Raw genomic sequence first — 26366 nt, 5'->3', positions numbered from 1 at the left:
AAATTTCAGTTAATTTTACAATTGAAATGCCGAATATGTCAATTTGGCATTTATTCATGTAAGCGCTTAAAATAATTATTATTAAGTGAAATAATTGTATAAGTCCGCAATAATAATGGATTTATCATCTATTGTATGAAAAAGAACAATTATTTTAAATAATCTTAAAATTGATATAATCGTCAATATAATTTTTGTTTTAATTCATTGATATGTAAATGGTGAGATGTAAGAAATTATGGTGGCCTTGAAAAATGAATATCTTCATATAAATTTTCAAATTAAAAAAAACTATTCAAAAAAAGGAAAGTCATATATAATGGAATTTGTAAAATAAAATTTTATAGGTCTATCTTCGGGGCGGGAAGAGTTCCGAATCATATAAAAGACGCTAGAACCCATATGTACCAAGGGCTCTAGCGTTTTTGTTTTTTGTTTGGTAGGTTTTTTGGTAGGAAATTAGAGAATATTAAAGTAAATGGTAGGGATTTTAAGGATACTTATTTAAGCATTTCATCCAATGCTTTAACGGCATCGCTTTGCATATTAGGCATCATATGAGAGTAGGTATCCAAGGTTACCTTTATGGATTTGTGTCCTAGTAGTTCCTGAACAACTTTTGGATGCACATTGACACTAAATAAAAGTGAGGCACATGTATGCCTTAAATCATGAAACCTAATTTTCCTCACACCTGTTTTATTTAATTGTCTAATCCAAAACTTATGAAAGTTTGTTTTAATAGAAGGTTTCCCATTGGGTTGGCATACAACTAAGTCATGATCGAAATACTCTTCAGCAATTAATTTTTCCTGAATAATCATTGAACGATGTTTCTTCAATTCTGACAACACTTTGTCTGAAACCGTAACAGACCTATAGCCGGCATCAGCTTTGACTCGTTCTTCTATCTTTCCATCAAAGTCTAAGATTTGTCTGATCCGAAGCATTTTGTTTTCAAAATCTACGTCTCTCCAACGCAAAGCCATGATTTCACCTTGGCGCATCCCTGTATAGATAGCCAATATGAATATAATCTTGTTGCGGTGCTCAAATCCGCTTAGAAAGGCTTTTGTCTCATCTTTGGTCCAGTAATCCACTTTCGGCTTACCAGAGCGTGGTTTTGAGCTTTTATCCAATAAAGAAAAAGGGTTCTTTATTATTAATTCTTTTTTGATGGAAGAGTTAAAAGATGTTTGAACAAGGTTGTATATTTTTTTTATTGTTCCATCGGCGAGTCCCTTATCTTGAAGTGTTTTTATGAACTTTTCGAGATGGACAATATTTATTTTTTGAAGAGGTAGATGACCTAATTCAGGAATAATATGATTTCTAAGATGTCCTTCATTTACGTGACGAGTCTTTTTATTAATATCTTGTTTATTCTCTAGCCATTCTGTTATATAGTCCTTGTAAATAATCTTTGTTGGGTCTATATAGCTTCCCCTAAGCCATTCAGTCCTCGTTAAGGCCTCAGCATACCTAGCTTCCTTCTTGCCTTTAAAACCGCGTTTCTTAATCGTTTTACGCTTACCTTTATCGTCTTTCACTTCAAATGTATAATAGTAGGCTGTTTTTCCATTCTTCTCATATTCATAAATTGGCACACTGATTACTCCTTCCACTCAATGACTTGATTAGGTTGAACTTCAAAATACGTACAGACCTTATCAAGAATTTCCATCGAGATATATTCGTCTTTCCCCATTTTTGCAAGAGTAGCTGGAGATATTAGGAGGTATGGAATTTGAAATTAAAAGTAATTATGGATAGTGGCAAAGAATATTTATGTGAAAAAGATAATAGCCTACAAGAGTTTATGCAGAGATGTGTTGTTGGACTTGATCGGATAAAATATATAACTCTTGATAAAGAAGAGAAGATAATTATTAACCTAGTTCATATATCTTCAGTGGAAATACTAGAGGAAACTATAGTTGAATATGATGAAAGTGACCCAATTGTATACGGGTAAAGTCTAAGCATCCTTTCGAGGGTGCTTTTTATTTTGGAGAGAGAGGAAAATGTCCCATTTAACCGTTAAAATGTATTAAATATTACATTTCTAATAGGTAATTAGTTGCGAAAACATAAGATGAATGGTATTGTTGAACCTGTGTTTTTTTTCCAATAGAAGTAATAAGAGGGGGATTTTTAATGTTATTCAAAGTAAGTAAAGTTTTAGGTGTGTTTGCACTGGGTTTTTTACTATTTTTAGTCTTGCCAACTAATTCAAAAGCAGAATCAAATGATGAAGGTTCAACACCAATTTATTTGTCAGATGAACAGAAAGATTCATTAAAAAACTTAGGTTTTAGTGAAGAAGAAATTGATAGTATGACTGAAGAAGAGTATGAGGCATTTGCAAATATTGATGGCGAATTAACAGGAGAATCTACTGAATTCTTTCAAGTTACAGAACAAGAAGATGGACAAGTAGATATCATTCCTGTTACAGAGGAACAAGCTACCCAAGGGCTTTTCCATGATAAAGTTATGAGGGCTACTAAGACAGAAAAAACAAGTTGGATGAGTTTAACTTTAACATCTTCTAAATTGTCAAATGGAAATACATTATTGAAAAATTCATTTAAATGGCTAAAGAATCCTAATGTGGGATTAAAAGATGTCCTAGCTATAACTCATTCAACATCAGCTGTAAAAGTATCTGGTACGGATAAGTTTGTTTATAAGTATACAGATGGAACTGGTACACACACTAAAGGAGCTATCTCATCAACTCCAAGTCAAGCAGGTTGGGCAAAGAAATTTGATTTAAAGGCAATAGGAACAAATGCATCACCTACGAACCATAATGGCTACCTATCTTACCAAGTGAAAAAAGGTAATAAAAACGATATCAATGCCAACGCTTATGGACATTATACACATGTTACAATTGGCCTAACAGGGACGATTACAATTTCAACAGGACAGATTTCTGTCGGAGGAAACATAAAGAAAAGCAACGCAAATGTTCCTATGATAACATTTAAGTATTAAAAGCTATGACTATTAATCTATTTGATTATTATAGATATTAGTTATAATTAAGTGGAATCACGTGGTAAGGAGTGTAACAATGAAACTTTTCTTGAATTTAGTGCTAGGTGTAGTTATAAGTGTGGCAATATTTTTTCTATTATTAACTGCTTTTAGCGAAGATGTTGGACCATTTTTCATTATAACTGTTTTAATTGGTCTTGTTTTAGGACTACAAATTTATATTCTTAGTAAAATCAAAAACATTTAATGAGAAAAAATAGCTACCCTAGGGAGTTCTAAAGATAACTAAGAATCTCTAATTGAGTTTTTTCAAAACGTCTATCAAATGATAGGCGTTTTTATATTGTATTATTCCCCCAATATTTGAACAAATCAAACGTTTAGACTTCTAGTTGGTAACGCGATTAGATATTTAGTTAGGGAGGTAGGTGGTAATTGGCTGAGTACAAGACAGAAGCACAGAAGAAGAAGTTCTATCGTACCAGTGAATGGAACAAGCTAAGGCTTAAAGCATTACAGAGGGACAACTATGAATGCCAACAGTGTAAGCGTGAAGGCAAGGTGCATGTGGACTCTAAGAAAGTTGAAGGTGAAAGGAAGAGTATAGAGCTCAATGTCCATCATAAGTACGAGATTGAAGATTATCCGCAGCTAGCTTTGGTATTGGATAACCTTACAACATTATGCCTGAACTGTCATAACAAAATACACAATAGAGTATTTGGAGACCAGAAAAAGAAAAAATGGGACGACGAGATGTGGTAACACCCCCCACCAAAAGTTTTTGTGGAATTAAAAAATCCCGGGGACCGGGGAGGGGGCTCTGTCGTCCAAAAAAAATTTAAAAAACCATTGCTATATTAGGGGGTTAAAAAAATAGAGGGGGGTGTAACAATATGTAGCAATGATTGGCGGTGCATTGGGTGCACTGCTTTTATTTTTTCAATCACTCGGTTATCAGGTTGAATGGTTCAATGAAGATACGATAAATTCATTCACTAACTTCCTAACAGCGATTGTGCCCCTTGGTTTTGCTTTATATGGAGTTTATAAGAATCAATATTTAGTAACCAAGAAAGCTCAGAAACAAGAAGAAGCATTGAAAAAACAAGGATTAAAATAAGCTGCCCATTGGGTGGCTTTTTATTTTAAATTAAAAGGAGACGATGGGAAATGACTAAAATTTTTATTGATGCAGGACACGGCGGGACAGATCCAGGTGCGGTTGGGAACGGTTTAAAAGAAAAAGATTTAACATTAAAAATAGCAACAAAGGTAAAAATTATGCTAGAAGATTATAAAGATGTATCCGTTAAAATGAGCCGTGCTGGTGACACCTATCCATCCTTATCTGCACGTACTAAAGTTGCTAATGAATGGGATGCTGACTTTTTCCTATCAATCCACATTAACGCTGGTGGTGGAACAGGATACGAAGATTATATTTACACTTCAGCAAGTGCTATGGCAAAAGAATATCAATCCACCAACCATGTAGAAATAATGAAGCAAATTGATATGAAAGATCGCGGTAAAAAATCAGCTAACTATCAGGTGCTTCGTACTAGCTCTATGCCTGCAATTTTAACTGAATGTGGATTTATTGATAATGCTGGGGATGCAGCTAAATTAAAACAAATCGGAAATGATGGAACGGCTAATGTTTCTCCGAATCAGATGACTCTGGAAGACGTAACTGAAGAAGAAAATGGCCGATTCGAGGCTGAACCTGACACCCAAAAGGAAGATGACGATCCGTTCGCTACTGACCTAAGTGATGATGATTCATTAGAATAATTTGTTTGGCCCTAGGCTTCGGCCTGGGGAACCTCTTAGGGAATTGGGGGAAGACAATGAGCTTTGAACTACCTGAATTAGACAGAAAAGAAACCCAGAAAGCATTGGAAGAAACGCTGAAGAAATATAGATTATATAAATACTTATTATATGAAGAAAGAGAAGCTTCAGTCACATCAAGCCCAGAAGTAAGATATCATGGTCCTACTAACCAGACTGGTGATCAGACAGGAAGTATTGCCATTTATAACACTGACCAACAGACATATAGAAAAAATTTCTGTAAACGTTTAGAATGTGCTGTCAGTCGCTTACCTAAGTTGGAAAGATTTCTGATTGAAGAAAGATACATGCAAGAGGAGTCGGACTATCTGACAGATTACAATGTGTATTGTTTTAAGTTTCAACCGGCTATATCCGAAAAAACATACTCGAAAATTCGTTGGAAGGCTTTTTATAAAGTTGCATTAAATTTAAATATAGCTGTGTTAATAAATAAGGAGGTTTGATGATGGGGCTAATCAACAGAGACGAATATCCCGAAGCACTTGAGCCTAAAGACATTCAAGAAATACTTAAGCTAGGAAGAAGACAAACTTATGAGTTACTGGCTGATGCTCCATTCCGAGTACTAAAGGTCGGGAGGAATTATAAAATACCAAAGCATGTCTTTTTTAATTGGTTTGAAGGGAGTGGAATAAAGAATTAAAGCCGTAGATTTATTTCTTGCTTTTTTTAAAATACGTGATAAAATCTAAGCAGTTAAGTGGTTGAGAAACGGTAGGTTTTTGGTAGGAAACTTGGTAGGATAAGCGAGTTTTTGAGGTGATTAGGGGAAACATAATAAATCGCCTTTACTAATGAAATGCTGATACAAAGCTACTTAACGCACCTTTCGGAAACGAAAGGAAACTAAAAATTTTATAGGTCTATCTTCGGGGCGGGGTGTAATTCCCCACCGGCGGTGATGAAGAAATAATTCTTCTAAGCCCGCGAGCCTTACGGGGCAGGATTTGGTGTGATTCCAAAGCCGACAGTATAGTCTGGATGGGAGAAGATGGAGGTTCCTGATTGCGTTCAAACAGTCATTTACTGAACGTTTGTTTGATGAAACCTTTAATTTATCCCTTTAATTCGGTCGGAATTAAAGGGTTTTTTATTGAACATCAACATGATGAAGGAGCACTAACCTCTTTTTCGGGTAGATCAGAAAAAGAAGGAGAGAGAACTATGAAAAAGAACAAAGTGAATAAAATGGTCACACTGGCAATGTTGGGAAGCATTTCATATCTATTGATGCTTTTGAATTTTCCGTTTCCAGGATTTCCACCTTTTCTGAATGTTGATTTTAGTGACATTCCAGCACTGATGGCAGCATTGATTTTCGGTCCGATGGCTGGAATTCTAGTTGAATTTCTTAAAAACCTATTGGATTTAGTCATGACAGGGACAATGACTGCTGTACCTGTGGGGCATATCGCTAACTTTATAGCAGGAATACTGTTCGTCTTGCCAACTTACTATGTATTTAAAAAAATCAATTCAAAAAAAGGGATGACTTTCGCTTTACTTGCTGGTACAGTTACCATGGCGGTAGTTATGAGTGTTTTAAACTATTATGTCTTTTTACCGGCATATACCTTCTTTATGGGATGGGATGCAATGTCAGCACCCGAGTCAAGGAAGTTCGTAACGACGGCAATCTTACCTTTCAATGTGATTAAAGGCGTGCTTATCACTTCTGTATTCATGTTGTTGTTTATTAAATTACAGACATGGATCAATAAGCAAGTATTATATAAAAATGCTTAATGGCATTAACTATAGAACACAAAAAACCGGATATTTATGTCCGGTTTTTTGTCTGTTTAATTTGGTTAGTAGGGGAAGGGATATAAGTAGCAAAAAAAAGCCATTTTCGATTGAAAATGGCTTGTACCTTTATTCGAATTTTAGTGCATCCCCGTCAAATGCCTCGTCAGCAACTTTAATAGAATCTGTTGGACATCCTTCAAATGCGTCCATCATGTCATCTATAAGTACATCTGGAATTTCAACGATACCTTCGTTATCGTCAAGGGTAACAAATGCAATCCCTTCGTCATCATAATCATATATATCCGGTGCTGCTGCTCCGCAAGCTCCACAAGCGATACATGTTTCTTTATCAACAATTGTAAATTTAGCCATGAATATAACCCCTCCTAAGTTGATTAACAACTGATAATCTTTTTATTTCAGATTATTATCTCTTTCCTATTGTAAGACCGAATGCCAAACTTTTCAATAGAAATTGTATTGATACTAACTATTATGATGTGGAATGTCAATGATAAATATAGAAAATAGTATTTTGATCTTTGCTTTCATTCGTCATTTAGTCACAATTTCTTATGGTATTTATCATTAAAAACGGCGATTTTTGCAGTTTTTTGATACAATAGGGTTAATTGGTTAATTGAAACAAGGATGTGAGTCCCATGAATAATTATCTACAAGTAATCATTCTATATGCAATAAAAAAATTTCAAGGCGAACGTTCTATTTATGCTATTTATCATATGCTACAGGGCAAAAAGTCGTCACAGACAATCCAGGATGCCCACTTATTCGGGTTAACGAATATTTTTGGGACAATACCTCGTTTTACCCGACAACAATTAAATCAAAACATTCAACTATTTCATGAGCATAATTTCATTGAGATAACCGATAAAACCGATGCTTATATAATCAGTGGCCAAGGCGGTAGAAAGTTAACCGATTATTTGAAGAAGAATCCTTTTCCAACATCCTTAAATGGCTGGAAATATCAAAATATCACCCCGATATTCTGGGGGAGATTAAACTTACTCATACAAACTATATCCCATATTGTCCACAATGAAAGACGTTTTTATCCTATACAACGAAACCCCAAAATCCAATGTTTTGTAAAGGAATTCTTACAAAACAATCGCCAGGACCGAGGGTTGATTGCGCAGCATCTTTATGAAGAACTGATATCGTTATTAGAGCTGCAAAGTAATTTAAAACGAGATATTTTTATTTTGAAATTAACAGGGGTAAACAGGATTGGACTTACGTTTGAACAGATTGCGAAAAGGAAAGATGTAGAAGAAGAGTATGTGCGCTTTACATTTCTTGACTCGTTACATCAAATGCTTGCGGAAATAGAACAGGTAACAGATTACCCTATTTTGGCATCCTTATTCAGTGATTGGCAAAGGAGTGGCAATCCTCATTTGACTCATTCTACACAAACGACATTGCGATATATTCAAGCAGGGAAAACTTTGTTTGAAATAGCAGAAATCCGCCGTTTAAAAGTCAATACCATTGAAGATCATCTTGTTGAAATTGTCTTATCGGATAAAAGCTTTCCAATTGCTGAATATGTATCCCATGAGGATGAAGGGGAAATCATCGCTGCAATTAAGGAACTCAATACCAAGCAGCTAAAGGCAATCAAACAGGAAGTTGATAATAAACAGATTAGTTTTTTCCAAATAAGGCTTGTACTTGCGAAATTGGGTGATGGATGATGAATTTAGAGCATGTCTTAAAAGAAAAATTTGGATTTGATAAATTCCGTCCAGGACAAAAAGAAGTGATTGAATCATTGATGTCTGGCTGTCATACTTTAGCGATGTTGCCAACGGGGTCAGGTAAGTCATTGTGTTATCAGTTGCCTGCTTACCTTTTGAATAAGACGACCTTAATAGTTTCCCCGTTATTATCTTTAATGCAGGATCAGGCAGATCAGCTCAAAATGAGAGGTGAAAAAAGTGTATTAACCCTTAATTCTTTTTTGACGTTAAATCAAAAAAGGGAGGCTTTCGATCGCTTACATATGTATCGGTTTATTTTTTTATCTCCTGAAATGCTTAGCCTTGAGGGTGTGATAAAGTCTTTAAAGACCTTAGAAATAGGTTTGTTTGTCATTGATGAAGCACACTGTATCTCACAATGGGGGTATGATTTTCGACCTGATTATTTGAATTTAGGAGAAGTTAGACGTGAGTTGAACAATCCATTAACGCTCGCCTTAACGGCAACTGCAACAAAAGAAGTGCGGAAAGATATCATTGGAAAACTCAATATCAATCAAGCTAAAGAAACCGTATCATCTGTAGATAGGGATAATATTGCCATACTTTCTGAGAGACTTTTCAGCTACGAAGAAAAGTTATTCCGTGTTCTGGAGCTTGTCAGAAAATTCACGGGGAGTGGCATTATTTATTTTTCATCTAAAAAGGTGGCAGAAGCCGTCACTGGATTTTTACAGGAAAACGGGGTAGATAGCGTCAATTTTTATCATGGCGGCATGGATCAGGACCAAAGAATGCTTATTCAGCAGCAATTCATTTCTGGCCAATTAAAAATAATATGCGCAACGAGTGCTTTTGGCATGGGTGTAAATAAATCGGATGTCAGATATGTTATCCATTTTCATATGCCCTCTACAATGGAATCTTATTTGCAGGAAATAGGTAGGGCGGGGCGTGATCGGAAACAAAGTGTAGCAGTCTTATTATATAGTGAAGGAGATGAAGGGCTTCCCCTTCATTTGATGGAACAACAATTGCCGTCCGATTTGCAAATAGAGGGTGTGTGTTCCTTCCTGAGCGAAGCACAAAAGATAGGAGCAAATTTGACTCTTTCTGAAAAAGAACAGCTGTCTCAATCTTTTTCCTTAAATGATATTCAGCTTCGTTTTTTTACACAGTTTCTTACAGGAAATCAGGATCCTTTACAGCATGTGGAAGAGATGAAAGAGTATTGTCAAAAGAGAAAGTCCCGGAATCAGGAAAAATTGCATAAATTTCTCAATTGGATATATGCTCAGGAATGTCGCCGTTTGGGAATTCTGAATTACTTTGATGAAAAGCAGCAAAAGTTGAATCCTTTCTGCTGCGACTTCTGTGGAATGGATGCGAATAAGATGATCGATTTATTGCCCGCAGTGAAGGTAGAACAAGTTAATTCTTATACCACTTGGAAACAGGAATTGGCTTTTATCTTATTAAAGAAGGAAAATTGGGATGAAAAATAAGCAAGCTGAATTAATAAAACAGCTAACAGATAAGCAGTTGCTATATAATTTGTTTCTTACACAAATTATTCTCTTAACGTTAGCCTTTTTTTTAGGTATTATTTTATTTAATGAACGTTCTACTTTTTTCGAATTATTTATCTTCAATGACCTTAATATTTTGTTATTTGGTATCCCGGCAGGAATTATAGTCGTTCTATTTGATTTATTTATGATGAGAGTGACGCCATCATCCTATCAAGATGATGGTGGGATTAACGAACGCATTTTCAGTAGTCTGTCTTACTCGATGATTTTTGTTGTTGCTTTAGTGGTAGCGATAAGTGAGGAATTATTATTTCGTGGAGTGTTACAAACTCACCTTGGTTTACTTTGGACGAGTATTATTTTTGCTGCGGTTCATTATCGTTATTTATTTAATTGGTTTTTATTTTTAAATGTTTTGGTTTTGAGCTTCTTTATCGGGTTTCTGTTTGAATTGACAAATAATTTACTGGTGACGATCACGGCCCATTTTTTGATTGACTTTATCCTTGGAGTATTAATCAGGAGGAAAAAAGCAAAGCGGGTTGAGCAAGAAAGGGGGTGACCTATATGAATGATGTAAAAAAGAATGGGAAAGACAAAGATCAGGCTGGTGAACTTCGGACGCGAGTCGAACGTCAGAAGGCGAAGTCATCTCTGCCAAAGCGTAGCCAAGTCCATCAGAATAAAAAGAAAAAAAGTAAAGTGAAGATTAAGTTTCCGATGATTAAGTTATTATCGTTGTTTTTTATCTTGCTTCCGATAGGATTTTACAGTCTTAATACATATCTTCAAGAAAAACCTGAACGTCATACAAGAAGTGATCAAGTAGTGAACTATAATGAAAATGAAGACGCTGATAAAGAAACGATACCAACTACAGCAACTGCAGATGATTTAAAAGATAATGATTTGGAGAAAGAAGCAAAAAATTCAGCCAAGTCTGAAGCAGAGAAGAAGAAAGAAAAAGAAAAGCAGAAGGCTGAAGAAAAGGAACAAGCAAAGAAAAAGGCTGAAGAAAAAGAAAAAGCGCAGCAAGAAGCTGAAGAAAAGGCTAAGGCAAAGCAAATAGCTGAAGAAAAAGCCAAGGCAAAGCAAATAGCTGAAGAAAAAGCCAAGAAAGAAGCAGCAGAAGACAAAAAAACAACGGAAAGAGCACCAGCAGTCAAGCCAAATAAGGATGAATATAAGGTTGTCTTACATACTGTTAAAGCGGAAGAAACATTATTCCGAATTTCCATGAATTACTACAATTCACAGGAAGGAATTGCTCTAATTAAGGAGTGGAACGGCCTGAATGGCAATGAAATTTCCAAGGGCCAGGTTTTAAAAATTCCAATAAAGAAATAGAAATAATAATGAACACTCTGTCTTTTGAGGCAGGGTGTTTTTACTTTCATACAGCTTTTCTTTGTTCCGCAAAGAGGCTAATCATGCCTAGTTATTTATCATTTTTTTCTGGACAATCTCATATTATCACTTAAAGGGTAGTTATGAGGGGGAAAGAAAATGGAACCTACAATTATTTTATTGGATGAAAAAACGGATCAAGCAACAAAGCAAATGCTGCAGAACGTTGTAGATCGAAAAAAAAAGTTCGAGGCTCTAAAAAAGAAACATCTTCATAGTTTATGGGCAACAATGATTATTGCTGCTCTTTTTTTGGTTTATCTTTATTTTTATATTGTAGTTCCTTATTCCTATTCTTTTTTTAAGATGTTTAGTGTTTTTGTTGACCATTTCAGCCATTTTCTATTTTTAGCAGCAGCATTTGGGTTATATGGATATATGATATTAATTAAAAAGAAGCTTGATAAAGCTGAGAAGGAGTTTCAGTTGCTTCGTTGCGAAATCATTAATAAAAGTAAGCAGCTGTGGGAAAAAGAGGATGAATGGAAAAGTCGCCATAAGGTTTTTGAAATGATGAAGAAGAACTATGATATAAACTTATATCATGAAAATAAATGATTATTCGCTTTAAGAATATTTAATTGCGGGTAATATGGTTTTATGTTTATATGAAGGTAACTATTGCCATTTGTAGAGAAAGAAGGTTTAACGGAAGATGTTATTGGTATATGGATTATTTTTAGGCTTAATTCTGCTGTTATTTGCTACTGTTATACATATGTGGCGTACGGCAAATCAGGATAGGATAATTTTTCAAGACTTATATTTCAACGACTTTCCTGAAGGATTTGGCGATGTCCGGATTTTTTTTATATCTGATCTTCATCGACGGATCGTGTCGGATAAATTGATTGAGGAAGCCCGCGGTAAAGCAGATATGGTTATTATCGGTGGTGACATCAGAGAAAGTGGGGTTCCTCTGGAGAGAGTTGAAAAAAATATTTTGAAATTAAAAGGACTTGGTCCCCTTTATTTTGTTTGGGGAAATAATGATTACGAAGGAGACTTTCATGAGCTAGATGCATCACTTCTAAAGCATGGTGTGAAAATTCTGGATAATACAGCCGTTTCTTTTGAGTCCCAAAAAGGGGAGAAGTTTGCTCTCTTAGGTATTGATGATATATCAGTAGAAAGAGATAGGCTTGACCTTGCTCTATCAGATTGCAGAAATGAGCCATTCCGGATTTTGGTCAGCCATAACCCGCTAGTAAAAAAACAATTAACACCAGAACATCATATAAGACTTGTCCTATCAGGTCACACCCATGGAGGACAGATTCGGATATTCGGGCTTGGGCCATATCAGATCGGTAGTATAAAAAAAGAGGGTGACTGCTTGTACGTGACGAGTAATGGTTATGGGACAAGCGCAGTGCCATTAAGACTTGAAGCGAAGCCAGAAACTCACCTTTTTACGCTAAAAAGAGGAAAACATACGCAAATTGGCGAAGCCGTGGAAAAGACCTATTAAGCTGCCTTCTTAAACAAGCATATCGAAATTTTACAGAGTTGAAAGAATCCACTATAATTTCAACAAATGAATGTTCTGTTATTGGAGGCTTTGTAAAACCATGCAAGAAGGTAAATATAATATTAAGGCAGTTTCAAAACTGCTAGGTATTCAGTCGGGTACTTTGAGGGCATGGGAAAGGCGCTATCAATTTATTGAACCTGTCAGAAATGATTCAGGTCACCGGCTGTATACAGAGAAACATCTCCAAACCCTCAAATGGCTAATCAATAAAACAAATCAGGGCTTCACAATCAGTCAGGCTGTTTCACTACTCGAAACTAGCACTGTAGCGACTGATGTTCCTGAAACAAAACGATATAATGAGCAATCTATAAAGTTAGCGGACGAGCTACTTGAAGCTCTCATAAGTTTCAATGAAAATAAAGCTCAAATGCTGATCAGCCAAGCTTTCAGTATGTATACGATTGAACATACTGTAGTTGATGTGCTTGGTGCCATACTTGTTCAGATTGGCGATATGTGGGAAAGAGGAGAAATTACTTCTGCTCATGAACATTTTGCATCTAACATTCTAAAGTCCAGAATTAGTTCCGTAATGCATATGATTCCAACAAGTGAATTTCTTCCTAAAGCTCTTACTGTTTGTGCCCCCGGTGAAAAACATGAATTCGGCCTGTTGATTTTTACAATCTTTTTAAAGCGAAAAGGATATGAAACGGTCTATTTGGGAGAATCCATCGCCGACAAAGATCTTTTTACCGTTTTAAAAATCATAAGACCATCCTACTTATTTATGTCTTGTTCACTTAATGAAAACCTCGTAGGAACCTTAAGACTTGTCGAAGAATTAAGCCGGGATTTTCCTGATTTGAAGGTTGGGCTTGGAGGAGCGGCACTGAACCATGTATCGGATGAAATCCGAACCTCCTTCAGCAGAGTTTTAATCGGTGGATCTCAATCAGATTGGGAGGAATGGTTGAAAATTTAGAGGTTAGTGTTTGATAAATAATGGATATGCACCCTGAGACCAAGGCTTCATATGATGTATGAAGATGGTAACCAGGGGGCATTTTTTTATGAAGCTGGAGCGATTAACTAATAATAAAATCAAGATTTTTTTGACCCTTGATGATTTAATTGATAGAGGAATAACTAAAGAAGATATTTTAGGGAATTCTTTAAAAGTCCACAAGTTATTTCAGGATATGGTGGAGGAAGCGTGTGAAGAACTCAGCTTTAAAATGAGTGGTTCCATTGCAATCGAGATTTTTTCCCTGCCTGCTCAGGGGTTGATTATCATTGTAACGAAGGAAGAAGAAGAGTTATTAACAGATGAAGAAGAGTTCCTGGATTTGCAAGTGAAAATTGATGACTTCCCCCATATTCTGTATGTTTTCAATGAGTTTGAAGATATTGTTCAATTATCTCATAGATTGTCATATCATGGCTTGCTTAATAGCACTCTTTATCATTATGAGGGAAGATACTATTTACTGATTGAGAATGTCAAAGATACGACTTATGACACGGTCATCTCCTTAGCGGCTGAGTATGGCCATGCTTCAACACTTACGCTATACCGCATCAACGAATATGGAACATGCATCATTGAGAAAGAAGCCATACATGTATTAATCTCACATTTTAATTAGTTGAAAAAGAGGGAGACAGGGCAGACACATATTGAACATTCCAATGCGGTTTGCCTTATTCGTCTCAAATTCCCTGTTTAAGAAAAAGTATAGGAAAAGAAGCAAGAAAACCCTTGGTATGATAACGTTTTCATTTTTTGAATATTTCCAACTTTTAAATTCCCATTTTTACTCTTGCATAAATATAACGAAGGTGTATACTAGCACTTGAAGAGGACTATTTGTAAATTATAATCTAAATATATGGATGAGATTTTCTAGGAGGTACTATTGATGGAATCGGCAAAAGGTAATGGCCCTGTAAATGAGGAAGAAAAACACGACGTATTGAGGTCTACCCAGACTGTTATACATAAAGCGTTAGACAAGCTGGGTTATCCTGAAGAGGTATACGAGCTCTTAAAGGAACCTTTACGTTTATTAACCGTGAAGATGCCAATACGTATGGATGATGGTTCAGTTAAAATTTTCACGGGTTACAGGGCACAGCATAATGATGCTGTTGGACCAACAAAAGGTGGCATCCGTTTTCACCCTAATGTGACAGAACGAGAAGTAAAGGCATTGTCCATTTGGATGAGTTTGAAATGTGGCATCGTTGATTTGCCTTATGGCGGAGGTAAAGGTGGAATCGTTTGTGATCCTCGTAATATGTCCTTCCGTGAGCTGGAAAGACTAAGCCGGGGCTATGTCCGTGCTATCAGTCAAATCGTAGGTCCGACAAAAGATATCCCGGCACCTGATGTATTTACTAATTCCCAGATCATGGCGTGGATGATGGATGAATATAGCCGTATGGATGAATTCAACTCACCAGGATTCATTACGGGTAAACCGCTTGTACTTGGTGGTTCTCATGGCCGTGAGTCTGCAACTGCAAAAGGTGTAACTATCTGTATTAATGAAGCTGCGAAAAAGCGCGGAATTGATATTAAAGGGGCACGAGTTGTTATTCAAGGATTTGGTAACGCTGGTAGTTTCTTAGCTAAATTCATGCACGATGCAGGTGCTAAGGTGATTGGGATTTCAGACGCCTATGGTGCTCTGCATGATCCTGAAGGCTTGGATATCGACTATCTTCTAGATCGTAGAGACAGTTTCGGAACCGTGACTAAATTGTTTAAAAGCACAATCTCAAATAAAGAGCTGCTTGAATTGGATTGCGATATTTTAGTTCCGGCTGCTATTGAAAATCAAATTACGGAAGAAAATGCTGCAGATATTAAAGCTTCTATCGTTGTCGAGGCAGCAAATGGTCCAACAACAATTGAAGCGACACAAATCTTAACGGATCGTGGCATATTACTTGTACCTGATGTCCTGGCTTCTGCTGGCGGAGTTACCGTTTCTTACTTCGAATGGGTGCAAAATAATCAAGGATATTACTGGTCTGAAGAAGAAGTGGACGAAAAGCTTGAAAAAATCCTTGTGAAATCTTTTAATAATATTTACGAACTTGCACAATCTAGACGAGTTGATATGCGTCTTGCCGCTTATATGATTGGTGTAAGAAAAATGGCTGAAGCTTCACGTTTCCGTGGCTGGATCTAATAGGTTCAAAGCCTGGATTGTAAACGAATAAATGCGTTCATTGCATTATCATTGAAAAGATTTGTAAAAACTCCTATCATGTATTGATAGGAGTTTTTATTTTTTTTAGAGAAAGAATTACATAGTGAGTAGGAAGGCAGTGGAGTATAAATGAATTATGAAGAAGTAATTATCATAGGTGGAGGTCCATGTGGATTGGCTGCTGCAATTGCCCTGAAGGAAGTGGGGATACAGTCTCTAATCATTGAAAAAGGCAATGTGGTGGATTCCATATACCGGTATCCAACACATCAAACCTTTTTTAGTTCAAGTGAAAAATTGGAGATTGGTGACACGGCTTTTATCACGGAAAACCGTAAGCCTGTCCGTAATCAGGCACTTGCCTATTATAGGGAGGTAGCTAGAAGGAAAGAACTGCGTGTGAATAAGTTCGAAAAAGTGGAAAAAGTGGAAAAACAGGATAATGGTAAATTTTTAGTCCGGACATCAAAAGGCGACTATACAGCTTTGCGAGTCATCGTATCGACCGGTTATTATGATCATCCTAATTATATGTGTATTCCCGGTGAGCAGCTTCCTAAAGTGTTTCATTATTTCAAGGAGGGTCATCCGTACTTTAACTGTGATGTTACAGTCATCGGTGGTAAAAACTCAAGTGTAGATGCAGCGCTGGAGTTGGTCAAGTCAGGGGCAAGAGTTACAGTCCTGTATAGAGGCTCAGAATTCTCTTCAAAAATTAAACCATGGATTCTCCCTGAATTTGAATCATTAGTCCGTAATGGGACAATTATGATGGAATTTAATGCGGTTATTGATGAGATCACAGAGGAGAGTGTCATTTATCACGTAGGTAACGAGGAAAAGGTTATTAAAAATGATTTTGTGTTTGCAATGACTGGATATCATCCTGATCATTCATTTTTAGCATCAATGGGCATCAAAATTGACGAGGAGACAGGAAGGCCTACTTATAATGAGGAAACGATGGAGACGAACATTGAAGGTATCTATATTGCTGGAGTTCTAGCAGCTGGAAATAATGCGAATGAAATCTTCATTGAAAATGGTCGGTTTCATGGAGGCTTGATTGCATACCATTTGGCTGTTAAGGAAAAGTAATTTTTATTACAGGAGCTGAAAGTATGGAGAAAATATCATTAATAACAACAGGTGGAACAATCGCCAGTAAAGAAACCACGAATGGTATGTTGGCTTCTGGTGCGTTAAGCGGGATAGAGTTAGCATCACTTTGCAAACTACCAAACCATATTGAAATGAAAGTTGTAGACCTTTTCCGGATTTCTAGTATGTCCATGGGTTTTGGGAAAATGGAAAAACTTAAATGTGCAATTCAAAAAGAATTGGAGGATCCAGATGTTACTGGAATTGTCGTAACTCACGGTACGGATACATTAGAAGAAACGGCTTATTTCTTGGATGTTACGATTAAGGATCAACGCCCAATTGTTTTAACTGGTTCTCAGCGATCTCCTAAAGATGTTGGAACTGATGTGTATTCGAATTTAAGAAATTCAATATTATGCGCGGCGAGTGAATTGCTTTATGACGTTGGTGTGGTTGTTGTTTTTAATGAAAGAATCTATTCAGCAAAATATGTAAAAAAAGTACATGCTTCCAATTTGCAAGGATTTGAATCTTTTGGCTATGGGTATTTAGGTATTATTGATAACGATATCGTTAGCATATATCAAAAACCACTACATCGGGAGTGCTTTGATATCCATCATCGTATCCCTAGGGTGGATATCATCAAGTGCCATACTGGCGCTGATGGCCTTTTTATAGAAGCTTCGGTCAAAAAAGGCGCTAAGGGTATCGTGCTCGAAGGTGTTGGCAGGGGACAGGTTACACCGGAAATGGTTCCTGCCATCCAAGAGGCAATCGATAATGGTGTTACTATCGTCATGACTACAAGTGCGGAAGAAGGAAAAGTATATCCAGCTTATGATTATGAAGGTAGCGCATTTGATCTAAAACAACGTGGAGTAATATTAGGTGCTGACTATGACAGCAAGAAAGCAAGAATTAAGTTAGCTGTCGTTCTATCCAGTGAACACACCGTAGATGAAAAATTCTTTAAGTACTGAGGAATTAAAAAATGTAGAAAGACTTTGATTCTTAGATTTAGTTTTTCTGCATTCCGTGGTACGATTAAGAAAAAGAAAAAGAAAAGAGGGTCAGCTTATGCTGGTCATGTTGTCAGCAGCTATTGCGCCAGGGTTGGCGCTGCTCAGCTATTTCTATTTGAAAGATCAATATGAAACCGAACCCATTTCGGTTGTCATCAAAACTTTTTTCTTCGGTGTCTTCCTTGTTCTGCCGATTATGTTTATCCAATATGTGCTTGAAACGGAACATATTTTAAATACCGATTTTGCTAATGCTTTTTTATGGGCTGCATTGCTTGAAGAATTTTTCAAGTGGTTCATACTCATATATGTAATATATCAACATATAGCCTTTGATGAGCCATATGATGGAATCGTCTATGGTGCAGCAGTCTCCCTTGGATTTGCCACAATGGAAAATATAATGTATTTGCTGGCCAATGGAGTAGAACATGCTTTTATCAGAGCTATTCTCCCTGTATCAAGTCACGCTTTATTCGGTGTAATCATGGGGTACTATTTGGGCAAGGCGAAATTTTCTACTTCGAATAATAGGTCCTATTTATTCTTGGCACTTGTCATACCAATCTTGCTACATGGGGTTTATGACTATATTTTAATATCACAAAAATTTTGGGTGTATTTTATCTTGCCATTTATGATTTACTTATGGTGGTTAGGTATGAAAAAAGTAAAAAAAGCTCGTTTATTGTCTGAGTTTCATGCAGAAAAACTTTCTCAAAATCATTTTCTTAGTAAGTAATATATATTTCTATGACGGAGTGCTGGCATATTTTGCCCGCTCCGTTTTTTATTGGTTTGGAATAAAAAAGCCAGTTAAGAAGAAAATAGAATTACATTAATTCAAGAAAAAGAGGAGTGTTTTTGATGAAAGGAATTTCGTCAAAATGGAAATGGCTTTTGCTGTTTTCGTGTATAACGATTTGTTTCGGAATTTTCCCGGAAACAAGAACAAATGCCTTTTCGAGCCAAGTTATTCAAAAAGGCGCGGTTGGTGATGATGTAATTGAACTTCAAGCACGGTTACAAAACATTGGATACTATCATGGAAAGATTGATGGAGTCTATGGCTGGGGTACTTATTGGGCACTTCGAAACTTTCAACAAGATTTCGGACTTCCAATCGATGGCTTTGCCGGGTCCTCTACAAAACAGAAGTTGGCAAATGCCTCTAATTTTAATAGTAAATTTGTTCACGAACAGATTAATAAAGGTAACGAGTTTACGTATTATGGAGGAGTCGATATTGAAAAGCAGGTAAAAGTGAAGGGGAATGCATCAGGATCTAAGCCAAGTGGAGGCAAAGCTCCATCCGAAAAAACACCCTCCAAAACTGCTACAGCAGCGAATCTTCCGGGCGGATACTCTCAGAATGATATACAACTGATGGCCAATGCCGTATATGGCGAGGCGCGGGGGGAGCCATATACCGGTCAAGTTGCTGTTGCAGCCGTAATTTTAAATAGGGTAGAGAGTGTATCTTTCCCGAATACCATTTCGGGAGTGATTTTTGAACCTGGGGCCTTTACGGCTGTTGCGGATGGACAGATTTGGCTGACACCAAACGAAAGGGCAAAAGAAGCCGTCGTGGATGCTATCAATGGTTGGGATCCAAGCGGTAATGCAGAATATTACTTTAATCCCGATACGGCAACAAGTAAGTGGATCTGGTCAAGAGAACAAATTAAAAGAATCGGAAAACATATCTTTTGTAAGTAAAGAGGTGAAGGAAAATGATCAGGAATATAGTGATTGTCCTGCTTGTTGTAGTCGTTGCAGGAACCGCATTCTGGGGCTATCAAGAACATAAGGAAAAAAATGCTGTATTAATCAATGCGGAAAACACGTATCAGCGGGCCTTTCATGATTTAAGCTATCAAGTAGACTTATTGCATGATAAAGTCGGCAGCACATTGGCTATGAATTCTCGATATTCATTAAGTCCGGCCTTAACCGATGTATGGCGTATCACTTCCGAAGCCCAAAGTGATGTTGGACAGCTGCCGTTGACCCTGCTCCCATTCAATAAAACGGAAGAATTTTTATCGAAAATTGCGGACTTCAGTTATAAAACAGCTGTACGTGACCTTGAAAAAGAACCATTGAATGATAAGGAATATTCGACTTTACAATCCTTGTACACCCAGGCAGGTGACATCCAGGACGAGTTAAGAAAAGTGCAATATCTAGTCCTTAAAAACAATTTACGCTGGATGGATGTCGAAATGGCTCTTGCATCAGGAAAAGAAAATTCGGATAACACGATCATCGACGGATTAAAAACGGTAGAGAAAAAAGTATCTGGGTATGGGGAAACAAATGAGATGAATCCGACTTTTACTTCTGTACAACAGAAGGAGGAAAATTACAAAAATTTAGAAGGTAAAGTCTATACAAAAGAAGAAGCTGTTGATGTTGCAAAAGGCTATGCCCATATTAAAAACGGAAATTTGAAGGTGAATGTTGAAGAAAACGGCAAAGGTTCCGATTACGGATTTTACAGTGTAAGCATTCTTGATAAGGATACCAATAACGAAGTGAATATGGATTTGACCAAAAAAGGCGGTTATCCAATTTGGTATATCAATAATAGGGACGTTAACAAAACAAATATTGATTTGAATCAGGCATATACTAAAGCCGCAGATTTTTTAAAAGAACATGATTTCAGTTCACTTGAATTGTTTGAAAGTGCACAATACGATAATATCGCTCTGTTAAATTTCGTGACATCAATAGATGGAGTCAAGATCTATCCGGATTCAGTCAAGGTTAAAATAGCATTGGATGATGGATCTGTTATAGGATTTTCAGCAGACGAGTTTTTAAAATCACATAAGGTTAGGGAAATTGGAAACCCAAAAATTTCTGAGGAAGAAGCAAAGAAAAAAATTAACTTAAATGTTAAAATAATGGATCAAGGGAAAGCGTTAATCATTAATGATATTGGCGATGAAGTACTCTGTTATGAATTTCTTGGTACGATTAAAGAAGATACATACCGTATTTTCATTAATGCTGATAACGGCCAAGAAGAAAAAGTGGAAAAACTAAAAAATTCCGAGCCAATATACGAAAATTTAATGTAATTCTCTAAAAATTTACTTTACTTACTATCATAGGGAAATGTGCCTAGTCACTTTCCCTTTTTCTTATTTCATGACATAATAATATAAACTATTTTATGGATTATGTGGGAAAAATTATTGGGAAATTCTTATGCAATCTCCTTCTTTAGTGGCTATCATAGAATGCGAGGACGTGGAAATCACAATGATTAATATTGGCGATATATTAATACTGGAACAGATATATTCTTCTCAAAATGAAAAGTTCAAATGTATGGTTGTAGAAATGGAAGCTGGGTGTGTTTATATAGACTTTCCCATCAATTTAGCGACTGGAAAAAATGCATTTCTTGTAGACGGAACTCAAGTGAACGTTACATTTTCTAATAAGGAACAGGCTGTATATGTTTTTGAGTCGGAGGTTTTAGGAAAAGTGAAAGGTCAGATACCGATGATGCAACTACTATTGCCGGATGTAGAAACATTTGTGAAGATTCAAAGAAGGCATTACGTTCGTCTTGATGTAACGCTTGATACAGCCATCCATCCCGAACATTCTGAGTTTACTCCATTTCGTGCACTTACTGAGGACATAAGTGCCGGCGGAGCTTCTATCAGGCTTATAAAAGGTGCAAATATAAAATCGGATTCACAATTATATCTGTGGATGGCTCTTACTCTAAAATCAGGGCAAATCAACTACTTGCGGTTAAAAAGTCGAGTCATTCGAGTAACTGAGAAAGACCAGTGTAATATGCTACTGCACATACAATTCATTGAACCAACGAAAAATGATGTACAAACATTAATGAAATTTATTTTTGAAAAGCAAGTGGATTTAAAGAAAAAAAGGTTGTATGTTTGAATGAAAAACAGCGATTCTTTCCATACTGATAAGATAATCAGTGTGGAAGGAGCAGCTTATGAAAACATTTGAAAGGCTGTTAATTAAAGTGATTATTATCCAACTGGTCTGTTTGTTCTTTTTTCAGTTCCTTTTGAGCAGGGAGGATCATATCTTCGAATTAACTAAGCTCTCAAGGTATGAAGGTGTCAATAGCAATAATTATACGAAAATCATTGAAACCTTCAATGGAATATCAAAATAAAAGCGGCCAATCCGCTTTTTTTTGTATGAAGTTTTTTTCTGGAAGGAAAACTATTAATGGCCTTTGAAATCGAAAGTATACAAAAGCGAATTTGGATGTACACGCCCTTTTATTAATGATTTTCCCGTTAATTGTGATAAAATGAAAGGGTATAAAATAATCAGCATGATTGTAGGATTCTTGGGAGGATTTATGGAAAAAAAATTATCAGTTGCAATCGATGGACCAGCTGCTGCTGGAAAAAGTACGGTTGCTAAAATTGTTGCAGAAAAGTTCAATTACATATATGTGGATACAGGTGCAATGTACAGGGCCTTAACCTATAAAGCTCTGAATCATCAGATTCCTCTGAATGATGAACAAGCTCTATTTGAGATTCTTATTAATACAGAAATTGAATTAAGACCGAGTGAAAATGGGCAGTTGGTGTTCTTAGATAATGAAAACGTTACAGCCCAAATAAGAAACAATGAAGTGACTGGATCTGTATCAGAAGTGGCGAAGCACCGGAGCATCCGAGAAGAAATGGTGCGTAGGCAGCAGAATTTTGGTGAAAATGGTGGAGTTGTCATGGATGGTAGAGATATCGGGACACATGTGTTACCTAATGCCGAAGTAAAAGTATTTCTAATTGCCTCTGTAGATGAACGAGCTCAGCGGAGACATCAAGAAAATATTTTAAAAGGTTTCCCATCCGATATTGAAAAGTTAAGAGAAGAAATTGCAACAAGGGACAAGCTGGACTCGGAACGCGAAGTAGCTCCCCTGAAAAAGGCAACAGATGCTATAGAAATTGATACGACTTCATTATCAATTCAAGAAGTGGCAGAAAGTATCATGTCTTTGATAGAAGAGAGGAAAAGATGAAATTGGATTTTTACACATTTGCCAAAAACGTCGTTAAAAGCGTTTTAATGCCTTCGTATAGGGTTAAAACGCTTGGGAAGGAACATTTCCCTAAAGATGGAGGGGTATTGATTTGTGCCAATCACATTGATAATTTGGATCCTCCTATAGTTGGCATAACGTCTCCAAGGGATATTCACTTCATGGCGAAGGAAGAGTTGTTTCAAGCACCAGTTTTAAAGGGTATTTTACCAAGAGTAAATGCCTTTCCCGTAAAGCGGGGAAATAGTGATCGGGAATCTCTTAGAAAAGGTTTAAAGCTTTTAAAAGAAGGTAAGGTGCTTGGACTGTTTCCGGAAGGGACTAGAAGTAAGACAGGTGAATTGGGAGAAGGTATGGCTGGAGCTGGGTTTTTCGCATTGCGTTCTGATGCGGTAATTATACCTTGTGCAATTATTGGTCCCTATAAGTTTTTGCGACCATTAAAAGTGGTTTATGGTCCACCAATAAATTTCACTGAATATAGGGAAAAAAAGATTTCAGCCGATGAAGCAACCAAGATTATTATGGACCAAATCGGAAAATTGATTTCTGAGCATAAATAATCCTTCATACTTGACAATTTTATGATTTTGTTAGAATTTATAAAATAGGGGTATAGTTCCGTTTTAGGGATGAAAAGGAAAAAAACCTTGTTACTCTAAAAAAAAGCTGTTTTTATCTTTATTAGGAAAGTGTTTTTATTGAACCACTTTAAATAAAATATGTGGCCGATGAAGAGGAAATTTGCTGATCAGTCATGGGTTAAGGAGGAGTTAGTAATGACAGAAGATATGAATCAGGTAGAAGTGAACAATTACAAAGTTGGGGATCAAGTAAAAGCAACCGTTTCAAAGGTAGAAGAAAAACAGGTTATTGTAGATGTAGAAAACAGCAAGTCAGATGGAATTATTCCTATCAGTGAGCTGTCGAGCCTTCATGTCGAAAAGGCGTCAGATGCCGTTTCGGAGGGTGATATATTGGAGCTTGAAGTTATTAAAGTAGAAGAAGAAGCTCTTATTCTATCAAAACGTAAAATTGATGCGTTAAAAGCATGGGATGACCTGGAACAAAAATTTGAAAACGGAGACGTATTTGAGGCAGAAGTAAAAGATGTTGTCAAAGGCGGTCTTGTTGTAGATCTAGGCGTACGTGGTTTTGTTCCAGCTTCTTTAGTAGAAGACTACTTCGTTGAAGACTTTTCTGATTACAAAAACAAAACTTTAACATTCAAGATTGTTGAGCTTGAGAAGGATAAGAATCGTTTAATTCTCTCCCATCGGGCAGTCATACAAGATCTAAAAGAAAAACAAAAAGCAAATGTTCTTGATACAATTGAAAGCGGGCAAGTACTCCATGGAACAGTACAAAGGATTACCGACTTTGGTGCATTTGTCGATATTGGAGGGGTAGACGGACTTGTCCATATTTCTCAGCTTTCTCATGAGCATGTAGATAAGGCATCAGATGTCGTTACCGAAGGCGATGAAGTGCAGGTGAAAGTTCTTTCTATTGATCGCGATAATGAAAGGATTTCACTATCCATAAAAGATACTCTTCCGGGGCCTTGGACAGATATTTCTGATAAAGCCGCGAAAGGATCTACACAAAAGGGCATCGTGAAACGCCTTGTTTCTTTCGGAGCATTCGTGGAGATTTTCCCGGGAGTAGAAGGACTTGTTCATATTTCGCAGATTTCACACAAACATATAGCAACACCGCAGGAAGTGTTAAAAGAAGGTCAGTCTGTCGAAGTGAAAGTTCTTGATGTCAATGAAAAAGAACACCGCTTATCATTGAGCATCAAAGAACTTGAAGATCCTCAGTCCAATTACACATCAGATTATGAACTCCCTGAAGAAACAAAGGGCTTTCAGCTGGGTGAAATGATTGGTGATCAATTGAAAAAACTAAAATAAGAAAATAATGGTGATAGCCTTGGAGAGAGCAAAACGAAAGTTAGAGCATATAGACTTTGCATTAAAAACAGGTCAGCAGCGTAAATCCGGACTAGAAGATATTTCGTTTATTCACCAGAGCGTACCAGGAATTTCTTTGAATAATGTGGACCTCACAGTAGAAATTGGCGGACTTAATTTAAGTTCGCCAATTTTTATAAATGCAATGACCGGAGGCGGTGGTCTTGAAACGGAAAAGCTGAATAGGGATTTGGCGATTGCTGCAAGGGAAACAGGAATTGCTATGGCAGTTGGATCACAAATGGCAGCCATAAAGGATTCCGGTCAGCAGGCATCCTTTAAAGTAGCGAGACAGGAGAACCCTAAAGGAGTCCTGATTGGTAATCTGGGAGGTGAAGCAACTGTAGAGCAAGCAAAGCGAGCGAGCGATATGATTGAGGCTGACGCTCTGCAGATTCATCTCAATGTCATTCAAGAGCTTACAATGCCTGAAGGAGATCGGAATTTTGCAGGTACATTATCACGAATTGAAGAAATCAACAGGTGTCTTGGAGTTCCTATGATTGTAAAAGAAGTCGGGTTTGGAATGAGTAAGGAAACGGTTGAACAATTACTTTCCGTAGGAGTTTCGATCATTGATGTGGGCGGGTTCGGCGGAACGAATTTTGCGAAGATAGAAAATGAAAGACGAGCGAAAATACTTAGCTATTTTAATGAATGGGGTATTCCAACAGCTGCCTCAATAGTAGAAGCGGTAAATGTTTCACCTGCGCTTTCAGTTATAGGATCAGGTGGAATTCAATGCCCTTTAGAAATTACCAAAAGCCTGGCCTTAGGAGCAAAAGGTGTAGGTTTAGCCGGCCATTTCCTAAAACTGTATAAAGAATTGGGATTGGCACAGTTAATTAAAGAAATAAACTACATACATGAAGATTTAAAAATCATCATGACGGCGCTTGGAGCTGCTAATATTTCTGAATTAAGGAAAACAAAAATAGTTATTGCTGGTAATACCTATCATTGGTTAACTCAAAGAGGTATTGATTGCTCGACATATGCTAAATAAAAAAAGAAGCATCTCTAATTGTTCAAAGACAATCGGATGCTTCTTTTTTTATTTAGCTGTTTCTTTTTCTTGCCTCTTCCGGGCTTTCCATTATAGTGGCCCCTTTATCATTCAGTGATTGGTCTCTATCAGATTCCACCCGTTTACTTTCTTTCAATTTCTTTTCTTGACGATCTTTACCCATGAGTACACCTCCTTT

Annotated in this window: 33 protein-coding genes and 1 riboswitch; of the genes, 29 read left to right on the top strand and 4 right to left on the bottom strand. The window is 36.8% G+C overall.

Annotated features, from left to right (window positions below):
* Nucleotides 1-500: 500 nt before the first annotated feature.
* Together AKG34_RS15040 and AKG34_RS29325 are read right to left on the bottom strand one after the other, a co-directional pair.
* Complete coding sequence (locus tag AKG34_RS15040) at nt 501-1607, bottom strand: site-specific integrase (RefSeq protein WP_053346816.1); 1107 nt, start codon at nt 1605-1607, stop codon at nt 501-503.
* 5 nt (nt 1608-1612) lie between these two features.
* Nucleotides 1613-1732 (bottom strand): helix-turn-helix domain-containing protein, encoded by a 120-nt coding sequence (locus AKG34_RS29325; protein WP_269083766.1) that lies wholly within the window; start codon nt 1730-1732, stop codon nt 1613-1615.
* A 15-nt stretch (nt 1733-1747) separates the two neighbouring features.
* On the opposite strand from AKG34_RS29325, the gene AKG34_RS15035 reads away from it, so the two are divergent.
* The 9 genes from AKG34_RS15035 (at nt 1748) to AKG34_RS15000 (ending at nt 6615) form a co-directional block, all read left to right on the top strand.
* Entirely contained in the window at nt 1748-1975 is a 228-nt protein-coding gene (locus AKG34_RS15035; protein WP_053346815.1) for a hypothetical protein, read from the top strand.
* A gap of 182 nt (nt 1976-2157) precedes the next feature.
* Complete coding sequence (locus tag AKG34_RS15030; protein ID WP_053346814.1) at nt 2158-3003, top strand: hypothetical protein; 846 nt, start codon at nt 2158-2160, stop codon at nt 3001-3003.
* Nucleotides 3004-3082: 79 nt separating this feature from the next.
* The gene (locus AKG34_RS28030; protein ID WP_161804942.1) at nt 3083-3253 is read left to right on the top strand and encodes a hypothetical protein; all 171 of its coding nucleotides are present in this window, start codon (nt 3083-3085) and stop codon (nt 3251-3253) included.
* A gap of 188 nt (nt 3254-3441) precedes the next feature.
* The gene (locus tag AKG34_RS15025; protein WP_053346813.1) at nt 3442-3771 is read left to right on the top strand and encodes an HNH endonuclease; all 330 of its coding nucleotides are present in this window, start codon (nt 3442-3444) and stop codon (nt 3769-3771) included.
* 139 nt (nt 3772-3910) lie between these two features.
* Complete coding sequence (locus tag AKG34_RS15020) at nt 3911-4129, top strand: phage holin (RefSeq protein ID WP_053346812.1); 219 nt, start codon at nt 3911-3913, stop codon at nt 4127-4129.
* Between the two features lie 50 nt (nt 4130-4179).
* The gene (locus AKG34_RS15015; RefSeq protein ID WP_053346811.1) at nt 4180-4803 is read left to right on the top strand and encodes an N-acetylmuramoyl-L-alanine amidase; all 624 of its coding nucleotides are present in this window, start codon (nt 4180-4182) and stop codon (nt 4801-4803) included.
* Nucleotides 4804-4859: 56 nt separating this feature from the next.
* The gene (locus AKG34_RS15010) at nt 4860-5312 is read left to right on the top strand and encodes an ArpU family phage packaging/lysis transcriptional regulator (RefSeq protein WP_053346810.1); all 453 of its coding nucleotides are present in this window, start codon (nt 4860-4862) and stop codon (nt 5310-5312) included.
* A gap of 2 nt (nt 5313-5314) precedes the next feature.
* Nucleotides 5315-5512, top strand: a complete 198-nt coding sequence (locus tag AKG34_RS15005; protein ID WP_236694958.1) for a helix-turn-helix domain-containing protein — start codon at nt 5315-5317, stop codon at nt 5510-5512.
* Nucleotides 5513-5730: 218 nt separating this feature from the next.
* Nucleotides 5731-5866: riboswitch (FMN riboswitch) on the top strand.
* A gap of 167 nt (nt 5867-6033) precedes the next feature.
* Nucleotides 6034-6615 carry an ECF transporter S component gene (locus AKG34_RS15000; RefSeq protein ID WP_053348127.1) on the top strand — a complete coding sequence of 194 codons (582 nt, stop codon included), beginning with the start codon at nt 6034-6036 and terminating at the stop codon, nt 6613-6615.
* A gap of 129 nt (nt 6616-6744) precedes the next feature.
* On the opposite strand, the gene AKG34_RS14995 is transcribed toward AKG34_RS15000, so the two are convergent.
* Nucleotides 6745-6993 carry a ferredoxin gene (locus tag AKG34_RS14995; RefSeq protein ID WP_034308087.1) on the bottom strand — a complete coding sequence of 83 codons (249 nt, stop codon included), beginning with the start codon at nt 6991-6993 and terminating at the stop codon, nt 6745-6747.
* A gap of 290 nt (nt 6994-7283) precedes the next feature.
* Here AKG34_RS14995 and AKG34_RS14990 point away from each other — a divergent pair, with 290 nt between their 5' ends.
* The 20 genes from AKG34_RS14990 (at nt 7284) to fni (ending at nt 26167) form a co-directional block, all read left to right on the top strand.
* Nucleotides 7284-8348 (top strand): YpbB family protein, encoded by a 1065-nt coding sequence (locus AKG34_RS14990; protein ID WP_053346808.1) that lies wholly within the window; start codon nt 7284-7286, stop codon nt 8346-8348.
* Entirely contained in the window at nt 8348-9859 is a 1512-nt protein-coding gene (locus tag AKG34_RS14985; protein ID WP_053346807.1) for a RecQ family ATP-dependent DNA helicase, read from the top strand. The genes AKG34_RS14990 and AKG34_RS14985 overlap by 1 nt, the downstream gene beginning before the upstream one ends.
* Nucleotides 9849-10448: a CPBP family intramembrane glutamic endopeptidase gene (locus AKG34_RS14980; protein ID WP_053346806.1), complete on the top strand. Its 600-nt coding sequence runs from the start codon at nt 9849-9851 to the stop codon at nt 10446-10448. Before AKG34_RS14985 ends, AKG34_RS14980 begins: the two co-directional genes overlap by 11 nt.
* Before the next feature lie 5 nt (nt 10449-10453).
* Nucleotides 10454-11233, top strand: coding sequence for a LysM peptidoglycan-binding domain-containing protein (locus AKG34_RS14975; protein ID WP_053346805.1), 780 nt, complete (start codon nt 10454-10456; stop codon nt 11231-11233).
* 159 nt (nt 11234-11392) lie between these two features.
* Nucleotides 11393-11851 (top strand): YpbF family protein, encoded by a 459-nt coding sequence (locus tag AKG34_RS14970; protein WP_053346804.1) that lies wholly within the window; start codon nt 11393-11395, stop codon nt 11849-11851.
* 97 nt (nt 11852-11948) lie between these two features.
* A complete protein-coding gene (locus tag AKG34_RS14965) occupies nt 11949-12764 on the top strand; it encodes a metallophosphoesterase (RefSeq protein ID WP_152952294.1) in 816 nt (271 codons plus the stop codon).
* 100 nt (nt 12765-12864) lie between these two features.
* A complete protein-coding gene (locus tag AKG34_RS14960) occupies nt 12865-13755 on the top strand; it encodes a MerR family transcriptional regulator (RefSeq protein ID WP_053346803.1) in 891 nt (296 codons plus the stop codon).
* Nucleotides 13756-13843: 88 nt separating this feature from the next.
* Nucleotides 13844-14419: a genetic competence negative regulator gene (locus AKG34_RS14955; RefSeq protein WP_053346802.1), complete on the top strand. Its 576-nt coding sequence runs from the start codon at nt 13844-13846 to the stop codon at nt 14417-14419.
* 273 nt (nt 14420-14692) lie between these two features.
* A complete protein-coding gene (locus tag AKG34_RS14950) occupies nt 14693-15970 on the top strand; it encodes a Glu/Leu/Phe/Val family dehydrogenase (protein ID WP_053346801.1) in 1278 nt (425 codons plus the stop codon).
* A 150-nt stretch (nt 15971-16120) separates the two neighbouring features.
* Nucleotides 16121-17089: a YpdA family putative bacillithiol disulfide reductase gene (locus tag AKG34_RS14945; protein ID WP_053346800.1), complete on the top strand. Its 969-nt coding sequence runs from the start codon at nt 16121-16123 to the stop codon at nt 17087-17089.
* Between the two features lie 23 nt (nt 17090-17112).
* Nucleotides 17113-18078, top strand: a complete 966-nt coding sequence (locus AKG34_RS14940) for an asparaginase (protein WP_053346799.1) — start codon at nt 17113-17115, stop codon at nt 18076-18078.
* Nucleotides 18079-18175: 97 nt separating this feature from the next.
* Complete coding sequence (prsW, locus tag AKG34_RS14935; protein ID WP_053346798.1) at nt 18176-18862, top strand: glutamic-type intramembrane protease PrsW; 687 nt, start codon at nt 18176-18178, stop codon at nt 18860-18862.
* 125 nt (nt 18863-18987) lie between these two features.
* Entirely contained in the window at nt 18988-19839 is an 852-nt protein-coding gene (sleB, locus tag AKG34_RS14930; RefSeq protein ID WP_053346797.1) for a spore cortex-lytic enzyme, read from the top strand.
* A 14-nt stretch (nt 19840-19853) separates the two neighbouring features.
* Nucleotides 19854-21209 carry a germination protein YpeB gene (ypeB, locus tag AKG34_RS14925; protein WP_053346796.1) on the top strand — a complete coding sequence of 452 codons (1356 nt, stop codon included), beginning with the start codon at nt 19854-19856 and terminating at the stop codon, nt 21207-21209.
* Between the two features lie 130 nt (nt 21210-21339).
* Nucleotides 21340-22053, top strand: a complete 714-nt coding sequence (locus AKG34_RS14920; protein WP_053346795.1) for a flagellar brake protein — start codon at nt 21340-21342, stop codon at nt 22051-22053.
* Nucleotides 22054-22111: 58 nt separating this feature from the next.
* The gene (locus AKG34_RS14915) at nt 22112-22297 is read left to right on the top strand and encodes a YpfB family protein (RefSeq protein ID WP_053346794.1); all 186 of its coding nucleotides are present in this window, start codon (nt 22112-22114) and stop codon (nt 22295-22297) included.
* Nucleotides 22298-22489: 192 nt separating this feature from the next.
* Nucleotides 22490-23164 (top strand): (d)CMP kinase, encoded by a 675-nt coding sequence (gene cmk / locus AKG34_RS14910; RefSeq protein ID WP_053346793.1) that lies wholly within the window; start codon nt 22490-22492, stop codon nt 23162-23164.
* A 2-nt stretch (nt 23165-23166) separates the two neighbouring features.
* Entirely contained in the window at nt 23167-23748 is a 582-nt protein-coding gene (locus AKG34_RS14905) for a lysophospholipid acyltransferase family protein (protein WP_053348125.1), read from the top strand.
* A gap of 216 nt (nt 23749-23964) precedes the next feature.
* Nucleotides 23965-25101, top strand: coding sequence for a 30S ribosomal protein S1 (gene rpsA, locus AKG34_RS14900; protein ID WP_053346792.1), 1137 nt, complete (start codon nt 23965-23967; stop codon nt 25099-25101).
* Between the two features lie 19 nt (nt 25102-25120).
* Nucleotides 25121-26167 carry a type 2 isopentenyl-diphosphate Delta-isomerase gene (gene fni / locus AKG34_RS14895; RefSeq protein ID WP_053348124.1) on the top strand — a complete coding sequence of 349 codons (1047 nt, stop codon included), beginning with the start codon at nt 25121-25123 and terminating at the stop codon, nt 26165-26167.
* A gap of 52 nt (nt 26168-26219) precedes the next feature.
* On the opposite strand, the gene AKG34_RS27075 is transcribed toward fni, so the two are convergent.
* Nucleotides 26220-26351, bottom strand: a complete 132-nt coding sequence (locus AKG34_RS27075; protein WP_083450807.1) for a YpzI family protein — start codon at nt 26349-26351, stop codon at nt 26220-26222.
* Nucleotides 26352-26366 lie beyond the last annotated feature (15 nt).

The organism is Peribacillus butanolivorans, from assembly GCF_001273755.1.
GTDB lineage: Bacteria > Bacillota > Bacilli > Bacillales > DSM-1321 > Peribacillus > Peribacillus butanolivorans.
Note: the sequence above shows the minus strand (reverse complement) of the source record. Positions and strands in the feature narration are given on the sequence as shown.